General features: G+C 72.7%; 8 protein-coding genes. 4 read left to right on the forward strand and 4 right to left on the reverse strand.

Going from position 1 to position 6,145, the window contains the following annotated elements; genetic code table 11:
* Positions 1 to 42 precede the first annotated feature (42 nt).
* Positions 43 to 459: a hypothetical protein gene (locus tag ACWGIU_RS26645; protein WP_453709845.1), complete on the reverse strand. Its 417-nt coding sequence runs from the start codon at positions 457 to 459 to the stop codon at positions 43 to 45.
* 215 nt (positions 460 to 674) lie between these two features.
* Here ACWGIU_RS26645 and ACWGIU_RS26650 point away from each other — a divergent pair, with 215 nt between their 5' ends.
* Positions 675 to 1,058 (forward strand): hypothetical protein, encoded by a 384-nt coding sequence (locus ACWGIU_RS26650; protein ID WP_453709847.1) that lies wholly within the window; start codon positions 675 to 677, stop codon positions 1,056 to 1,058.
* 10 nt (positions 1,059 to 1,068) lie between these two features.
* Here ACWGIU_RS26650 and ACWGIU_RS26655 read toward each other — a convergent pair whose 3' ends face one another.
* From ACWGIU_RS26655 to ACWGIU_RS26665, 3 genes are all read right to left on the reverse strand, one after another.
* Positions 1,069 to 1,569 carry a pyridoxamine 5'-phosphate oxidase family protein gene (locus ACWGIU_RS26655; protein WP_453709849.1) on the reverse strand — a complete coding sequence of 167 codons (501 nt, stop codon included), beginning with the start codon at positions 1,567 to 1,569 and terminating at the stop codon, positions 1,069 to 1,071.
* Positions 1,570 to 1,628: 59 nt separating this feature from the next.
* Positions 1,629 to 2,357 (reverse strand): VWA domain-containing protein, encoded by a 729-nt coding sequence (locus tag ACWGIU_RS26660; protein ID WP_453709851.1) that lies wholly within the window; start codon positions 2,355 to 2,357, stop codon positions 1,629 to 1,631.
* Positions 2,358 to 2,464: 107 nt separating this feature from the next.
* Positions 2,465 to 3,070 carry a PadR family transcriptional regulator gene (locus ACWGIU_RS26665; RefSeq protein ID WP_453709853.1) on the reverse strand — a complete coding sequence of 202 codons (606 nt, stop codon included), beginning with the start codon at positions 3,068 to 3,070 and terminating at the stop codon, positions 2,465 to 2,467.
* Positions 3,071 to 3,235: 165 nt separating this feature from the next.
* Between ACWGIU_RS26665 and ACWGIU_RS26670 the strand changes: the two genes are divergently transcribed.
* From ACWGIU_RS26670 to ACWGIU_RS26680, 3 genes are read left to right on the forward strand one after another with little or no spacing between them, the layout of a single operon-like run.
* Positions 3,236 to 3,967, forward strand: coding sequence for a glucose 1-dehydrogenase (locus ACWGIU_RS26670; RefSeq protein WP_453709855.1), 732 nt, complete (start codon positions 3,236 to 3,238; stop codon positions 3,965 to 3,967).
* Positions 3,964 to 4,902, forward strand: a complete 939-nt coding sequence (locus ACWGIU_RS26675) for an alpha/beta hydrolase (RefSeq protein ID WP_453709857.1) — start codon at positions 3,964 to 3,966, stop codon at positions 4,900 to 4,902. Before ACWGIU_RS26670 ends, ACWGIU_RS26675 begins: the two co-directional genes overlap by 4 nt.
* Entirely contained in the window at positions 4,890 to 5,435 is a 546-nt protein-coding gene (locus ACWGIU_RS26680; protein ID WP_453709859.1) for a hypothetical protein, read from the forward strand. The genes ACWGIU_RS26675 and ACWGIU_RS26680 overlap by 13 nt, the downstream gene beginning before the upstream one ends.
* The last annotated feature ends 710 nt before the right edge of the window (positions 5,436 to 6,145 follow it).

The raw sequence follows: 6,145 nt of genomic DNA on the forward strand, positions 1-6,145 counted from the left end.
CGCCCCCGGGCAGGGGTGGCGGGCGCTGCGGCGTGTTCGGGGTTATTCGGGCTGGGTGACCGTGGCGCCCCAGCGGGTGGTCGGGGTCGAGGCCGTCACCCATGCGGTGAATCCGCCGTGGATGCCCGTGCCGAGGGGGACCGTGACGACCGTCGGGTCCGTGCCGGGGCAGTCGACGGTGAAGGGGGCCGGGTCGCGGTCGGGGTGTTCCTGGAGTCGGAACGAGACCTCGATGCTTCCGCCGTCGGCGCAGCCGAACGTGATGAACGTGTCCAGCTGCGAGGAGAGGCCACCCGAGACGAAGCCGCTGGAACCGGCCTGGTCGGCGATCCAGATCAGACCGTCGGGGCCCGGGTAGCCGATGACCTCGCCCGTCGGCGCGGCCTGGGCCGGGCTCGCGGCCAGGGCCAGTGCGAGAGCCGGGGCCAAGGCAGCCAGGGCGGTCGTGCGCTTCTTCATGTCGTCCCCCAGGTTGTCGTGTCGTCCGTTCGTCGGACAGTCGCGACGCTACCCAGCGGTACTGACATCAGCCTGAGTACGCGTACTCAGCCGGGGGTCCTGTTTCCTGGTGGCTGCGCCGGCGACGGGCCCGGGCCCGCATCACTCGTGCAGGTGACCCACCCCTACCGGCCGGACCGGGTCGAGAGGGGCCGGACGGGCCAACTGGGCGCATCGTGAGCGGAGTTCACGGCGTCCGCGGTCTGGTACCCATCTGGATCACGGCTCCAGTCCGAACACTGCTGAGCGGTCTGCTCGGCGCCGCCCTGCTGATGCCCGTCCAGCACTCCGCCGTCGACGACGACATCGGCCAGACCGTCGACTATCGAGGACTGCGCCGGGCCGCCCGCTGGAACCTCTCGGCCACCGTGGGCGACGCCGACATGGGCCTGCCGAAGCGCACCGCCAAGTGGGCCGGCCCGCGCCGGGCCCACCAGTTCCGCGGCGACCACAACCCCACCTACGGCCGGGTCACCCTCACAATCGACCGCAGCTGGGTGGACGTCAACCCGGCGGTCCTCGGCCCGGGCGGCCGCAAGCGTCTCCAGGGCGTGTTGTAAAAGTCCCGTCTCAGTCCTCGCGCGGCGGTTCGTCGTCGTCGCCCCGGCGCAGGGTACGCAGGCCGTGCTCCGGGGTCCACGACCGCACCACCAGGTCGTCGCCCTGCACGCGGACGTGGACGACCTCCGTCAGATCGGCGTGGAAGAGGTGGAACGGGTGCGGGGTCTCGGTCTCCTCCGCGTACCGGTGCAGTTCGGGCGGGTCCACGAGCTCCACCGCGCGCCCGGAGATCCGTACGTCCCCGTGCGGCATGTCCTCGCCCGACCCCGGGTTGGTGTGCAGGGCGAAGCGCGGGTCGTGCTGGAGGTCCCTGGCCTTCATCGAGCCGAACATCATGCCGAGCCACAGCTCCCCACCCCGGATGTCGACATTCAGCCCGGTCGCCCGGGGCGAGCCGTCCTTGCGGAGGGTGGCCAGGACATGGTGGGGGTACTGCGCGAAGCGGGCCCGGACGGCCGCCGCGAACTCGGGCTCCGCCTTCTCGAAGACTGCCCAGCTGGTGTGCGTCATACGTCCATCAAAGCGCGGCCACCCGCGGCCGCCGGTCAGGCGCGCACTCACCGCACCACTCAGGTACGCACGATGCCCGCACTCCGCGCCGCCGCCAGCCAGGCCGGGAAATCCCCGACCAGACGGTCGTACAGTTCGCCGTCCGGCACCCTGCGGGGGTCCGCACCGGCGTGGAAGTAGCCCGCGTTGTCCACGACCCGCTGCGCCGGAACGGGCAGCTCGTCCAGCCGGCGCAGGAAGTCGAACTGCGTGCTGCGCGTGTTGCCGAAGCCCACGAACTGCCAGAAGAGCGGCAGCCGGGCCGCCTTGCACAGGTACCGCTCCGCCGCGAGCTTGTTGATCGGTCCGCCGTCGGTCTGGAAGACGACCAGGGCCGGGGCCGTCGCCCCGGAGTCCAGGTAGTGGTCGATGACCGCGTCCATCGCCGCGTGGTAGGCCGTCTTGCCCATGTGGCCCAGCCGGGAGGCGATCGCGGTGACCCGGCCCTCGTGCCCGGCCAGGGAGACCTCCTCCACCGCGTCGACCTCGGTGGAGAAGAAGACCACCGGTACGCGCGCGTCGTCGTCCAGGTGCGCGGACAGCCCCAGCACGCGGTCCGCGAGGGCCTGCACGCTGCCGTCCGCGTAGTACGGCTTCATCGACCCGGAGTAGTCCAGGACCAGGTACACCGCGGCCCGGCCGCCCTCCAAGCCGTACTTGCGCAGGGAGACCCCTGCGCTCTTGTAGAGGCTCACGAGCGCCGGAGCCGTCTCCTCGACCTTGCGGAGGTTGATCGCACTGCCCGTCATGGGGCGAGGTTACGGCAGCGCGTCGGCCCGTCACCCCGCCACGGTGGAACCGAGGCCGGCCGCCGGCGCCGCGACGGCGCGGCCCCACCGCTCTCCTTCCGGCGGCCCTACGGACGCTTGCCGCGCGGCTCGCGCCCGTCCCGCCCGGCGGCCGGCCCGTCGATGTCGGCGAGCATTCCCGCCGCCAGGTCGCGCTCGGAGGCGTAGTACCGCTCGGCCCACCTGAGGGTGAGCGTCGGGAACGGCCAGGCGCTCTCGTCCTTCGCGCCCTCCACGTCGGCCACCGCGCGAAGGCGCATCCGCTCCGCGAACTCCTGCTGCTGGAGGAGGACTTCGCGCAGCTGCTCCGGCTCCAGCAGGTGCCCCAGCCACAGGCGCAGCATCGGCCCGTGCTTGAGGACGGGCGGGTCGACGGGGGCCTCGCGGGCCCACTCCCGTACGGCCGTCATGCCCTCGTCCGTGATCCGGTAGACCCGCTTGTCGCGCGTCCCGGTGTCCTGGGAGACCATCCGCGAGGAGGCGTAGCCCGCCTTCTCCAGGCGCTTGAGCTCGCTGTAGATCTGGCTGAAAGACGGGCTCCAGTAGAAGAAACGCAGCGACCGGTCCGACCACTTCTTCAGGTCGTAACCGGAGAGCTCCTCTCCGAAGGAGAGCAGTCCGAGCACCGCCCAGCCGGTCGCGGGGAGCGCCCGCTTGTTCGTCTCGTCTGCCACGCAGCGCAGTCTACGACCGGCCCTCGCGGGCACCCTTCCCCCCGTGAGACAGGACTGCTAGAAGTATTTCTATTCGACATAGCGGTTCGAACATCGGATGGAGGGACCTCTGTGAAATCCTCCGCACGGAGACCATGCGACTTCCGCGCACCGGAGGGCTGAGCCGTGGGGAGGCGGCTCGACGGCAAGGTCGTGGTGATCACCGGCGCCGGACGCGGCCAGGGCGCCGCCGAGGCCCGGCTGTGCGCACGGGCGGGGGCCCGGGTGGTCGTCACCGACGTACGGGAGGACGAGGGCCGGGCGGTGGCCGCCGAACTCGGCGACCATGGACTGTACGTCCGTCACGACGTGGCCGACCCGGCGAGCTGGGCGACGGTGGTGGGGGAGGCGGTCCGCGCCTTCGGGACGGTCTCGGCCCTGGTCAACAACGCGGCCCTGTGGCGCACGGCCCACGTGGAACGCCAGCGGCTGGAGGACTTCGAGGCGCTCCTGCGGGTCAACCTGCTCGGGCCGTTCCTCGGCATCCAGGCCGTCGCGCCGGTGCTGCGCGCGGGCGGGGGCGGTGCGATCGTCAACATCTCGTCCACCGCCGGACTGGTCGGGATACCCGGCCACGCCGCCTACGGATCCACCAAGTTCGGGCTGCGCGGTCTGACCCGGTCGGCGGCGCTCGACCTCGCCGCGGACCGGATCCGGGTCAACTCGGTGCACCCGGGGGCCATCGACACCCCGATGGTGGCCGGGGCGGTGGCGGGCCGGGACTGGTCGCACGTACCGCTGGGCCGGATGGGCCGCCCGGAGGAGGTCGCGGAGCTGGTCCTGTTCCTCTGCTCGGACGCGTCCTCGTACGTGACGGGCAGCGAGTTCACCGTGGACGGGGGGACGACAGCGGCATGAGCGACCCCCATGCACCCGACCCGCTCCCACCCGAGGCCAGGAGACTGTGCGACGCGATGGCCGCCGGCTTCCCCGGGCCGGGCGACATCCACGCCCTGCGGGCGGCCGCGGCGTCCGGGTCCGGCCGCGCGGGCCCGGCCATGACCTCGGTGTCCGACACGGCCGCGGACGGGGTCCCGGTCCGGATCTACGATCCCGCGCCGGGCCCGGCCGACCGGCCCCTGGTCGTCTACCTGCACGGCGGCGGCTGGATCATGTGCGGCCTGGATTCCCACGACGCGATCTGTCGCTCGCTGGCCGTGGCGGCGGGCGCCGTGGCCGTCTCGGCGGACTACCGGCTCGCCCCGGAACACCCCTGGCCGGCGGCGCCGGACGACGCGCTCACCGTCCTGCTCTGGGCCCGGGACCGGGCCCGCGCGCTCGGCTGCGACCCCGGCCGGGTGGTGCTGGCGGGGGACTCCAGCGGGGGCAACCTCGCGGCCGTGACCGCCCTGCGCGCCCCCGAACTCGTCGCGGGCCAAGTCCTGTTCTATCCGCCGCTGGACGCCCGGATGGACTCCGCCTCCATGGAGCGGTACGCGGAGGGCTACTTCCACACCGCCGCCCACATGGCCTGGTACTGGGACCGGTACGGCGGCGAACCGGAGCACCCGCACGTCTCGCCGCTGCGCGCCCCCGACCTGTCGGGCCTGCCGCCCGCCCTGATCGTTCTTGCCGACTGCGACGTGCTCCGCGACGAGGGCCTCGCCTACGCCCGCCGGCTGGCGGCGGCAGACGTCGACTGCACGCTCCAGCTCCATCCGGGAGTCTTCCACGGCTTCCTGGGCCTGCCGCTTCCGGCGGGCGCCGCCGCGCTCCGGGCGGCCGGGGCCTGGGTGACGGGAGTGGCAAGGGCGGGGCGGCCCCCGGGCATGATGTGTCCATGGCTGAACTGATACGGAGACTGCCCGGCGCGGTCCTGCGCAACTGCCTCCTCCTGGCAGTGGAGTTCGGTGCGATCTGGCTGCTACGGGGCCCGGAGGGCGCCTGGATCCCGGTCCTGCTGGCCGTCTTCGTCCTCGGCGCGGCCGTACCGCACGGCACCGGTGCGGAATTCGTCGCCCGCACCTCCGTCGCCCTCCTCGCGGTCGGCATCGCGGTGGCCGGCGGGGTCGCCTTGGACCGGCACACCCTCCACGACCGCGGCCGGGAGGAACAGGCGGTCGTCGCCGAGCGGACCATCGAGGAGGGCTCGGCCTCCACCCCGTCGCTGCGGTTGCGCACGGAGGCCGGCCGGGACCTGCCCGGCCCGGTGGCCATGGACCTCCCGGCCGGCGCCCGGCTGACCGTCACGGTGGACCCCGACGGTCCGGCCTGGGCCGTGGGCGGGCGCCCGGACCGGCCGCTCTGGCCGGCGGCCGGCACCGGGGCCCTGGTACTGCTCCAGACCGCTTTCGTCGGCCGGATCTCCCTGCGCCCCCGGAACTGAGGGCTGCCGACCGAGGGCCCCCGCTGGGGGGCCGGTGCCCACCGGTCGGCCGGGTGAGAGGCGACGCCCGCACGGACGGCACGACCGCGCCGTCCATGGCGCTTCGGTTTCGACGTGGCCCGAGCCGCCCGGGCGGCTTTGCCGCGAACGGTGGCGGCACTCTCCCGCTTCCCGCGCCACGCCCGGCGATTTCATGACCGCCGCCATGTGTCAAGTCCCGAAATGCAGGGACGTGAAGCATGTCGCCGTGCCGGGCCTAATTGAGTCATGGGATCACGCAGAGCAGGTGACCCACCCGCACCGGCCGGAACAGCTCCGGCGGCGCGGATCGCGGGAAAAGCGTCCCGCTGCCGAAAGGCCCATGAGACAGAAGGGCCATTCGGTCATCCTTTTCTCCTTTTCTCACCGGAGGTAATTCTCATGACTCACGCATTCGTCACGCGACGTTTCGCCATGCTTACGGCCGCCACCGCTCTGGCCGCAGCGGGTGCACTGCTGCCCTCCAGCGCATTCGCCGCGCCGGCGGCGCCGAGCGTCGACACCGCAACCACGATGACTCTCAAACACGGAGGCCACGGCCACGGGCATCACGGGCACGGGCACGGGCATCACGGGCACGGGCATCACGGGCACGGGCACGGCCACGGGCACGGCCACGGGCATCACGGTCACCACGGTCACCACGGGCACCACGGTCACTGGAACTGGTA

The sequence above is a fragment of the Streptomyces sp. NPDC054840 genome, assembly GCF_053611065.1.